The following is a 1,592-nucleotide window of genomic DNA, read 5'->3' on the forward strand; positions in this document are numbered from 1 at the left end:
CTTCCAAGTCGTCAGAAAGAAATAGATGCTAACCAGTCAGCCCATACAACTCCAGCCAGCGCTCCGCGCTGACTTCCGCGTATGGCTTTCACGTTAGGGAGAAAAATGAAAATGTGTATCCAACCGGAAATGACGAATAGATCTTCAAGTCTTTGTGGTGGCTTTCGGGACGAGCCGCTGCTTGGGGCAGCGACTGAACCCTGTATCCACCAGTCGACTTTCAGAACTATTCGTCAACAATTTCGAGGAGGAGAGCCCAAAGACATAGCCACTTTGGCCTGCGGCCAAACAGGCTGGACGCGTTAGCGTGAGGAAAGGAAATCCAACCGACGCGACGATTGACCAAGCCGACGAAAAGAAAGAAGATCCTGCACAAGAAACCCAACCGATGAAGAAAGTAATTAACCCTAACCAGGCGCTCGATACAACTCGGGCCAAGCGCCCGAGTTGTGGACGCAGCAAGGACGAATCTTCCCCTACTCTTTCACAACCGTCATCCTAGCCCTCGCGTATCAGCTTCACGTTCTACAAAAAATGATCAGGCGAAAGAATGCAGTTCAGCCAATTCCAAAGAACGAACTCGAAGAGCTTCACACTGGAACTCTGCTTACTCGACTTCAGCATCTCAGAGAATGCGAAGAGTCATTCGAATTTACGGATCTACTTCCGGAAGAAATCGACGAACTAAGATCAGACGGAAGAATTCACGTGAAGGACAGTGAAGAATGGAAAGAAGCGTATTCAGACTTAAAAGACATTTTGAGTAGTCGAGAACACCTTCTAAACAAGCAGGAAAGAAAAGAAGAAAGAAGGAAACGAGCGAGGATCTAACCTGAAGAGAAATGAAAAGAAAGAATGGTAGAACCAGTCGCTCCATACAACTCGGGCCAAGCGCCCGAGTTGTGGAACCAGCAAGGACAAATCAATCCCGAGACTTTCACGACGGTTCTTTGAGCCCTCGCGTATGAGCTTCACGTTGGAAAGCTCGATGAAACGAACTATCAGATGCATACTCATACTCGCTCTCGCTATCGAGCCATTGACGCTGACAAGCGGAGAAGAGACTGAATCAGATACTTTCCTCTACACGTTGAAAGCATCCCTAGGCTGCTTCATCGAATCCCCCAAAACCATAAAAGACTTTGAAGATTTTCTACCAGACACGGAGGAAAGAGGTTTCTGCTGCTTCTCACGAAGAGACACGCTCCAAGGAAGGAAGATAGTTGAAGTGACATTCGACATAGTTGAACCAGAAGACTTCCCATTCGACCTTCAATTCAAGATGTCTATCGACGCAGAAACCGAAGGTAGTTTTCTGGAAAGAGACATCTACGCAGCTAAAGCTTTCTTTTGGCACGAAGACTCCGGCGTTCGCTTTTTCCTCTTAGACTCATCCGATGAGGACAGCATCTCATGTATTCAAAAGTAAGATATTCCAACCAGTCAGCCCATACAACTCCAGCCAGCGCTCCGCGCTGACTTCCGCGTATGGCTTTCACGTTGGCAAAAAATAAAGATGACTGACTTTGACGAAAAACTGTTCGATCCAAACTACTTCCTCGAGAAGACCTTTGATTGGCGCTCGATGTCAC

General features: G+C 47.4%; 2 protein-coding genes. Both read left to right on the top strand.

Annotated features, from left to right (window positions below):
- Positions 1 to 534: 534 nt before the first annotated feature.
- Entirely contained in the window at positions 535 to 831 is a 297-nt protein-coding gene (locus QEH54_RS22740; protein WP_309021028.1) for a hypothetical protein, read from the top strand.
- Between the two features lie 157 nt (positions 832 to 988).
- On the top strand, positions 989 to 1,429 hold the full coding sequence (locus tag QEH54_RS22745; RefSeq protein WP_309021029.1) for a hypothetical protein: 441 nt from the start codon (positions 989 to 991) through the stop codon (positions 1,427 to 1,429).
- Positions 1,430 to 1,592: the final 163 nt, after the last annotated feature.

The organism is Pelagicoccus sp. SDUM812003, assembly GCF_031127815.1.
In the GTDB taxonomy this organism is placed as follows: Bacteria; Verrucomicrobiota; Verrucomicrobiia; order Opitutales; family Opitutaceae; genus Pelagicoccus.

Excerpts from the sequence above, each read along its gene's own strand:
- QEH54_RS22740 (WP_309021028.1), top strand. The coding sequence starts at position 535 with ATGATCAGGCGAAAGAATGCAGTTCAGCCAATTCCAAAGAACGAACTC.
- QEH54_RS22745 (WP_309021029.1), top strand. The coding sequence starts at position 989 with ATGAAACGAACTATCAGATGCATACTCATACTCGCTCTCGCTATCGAG.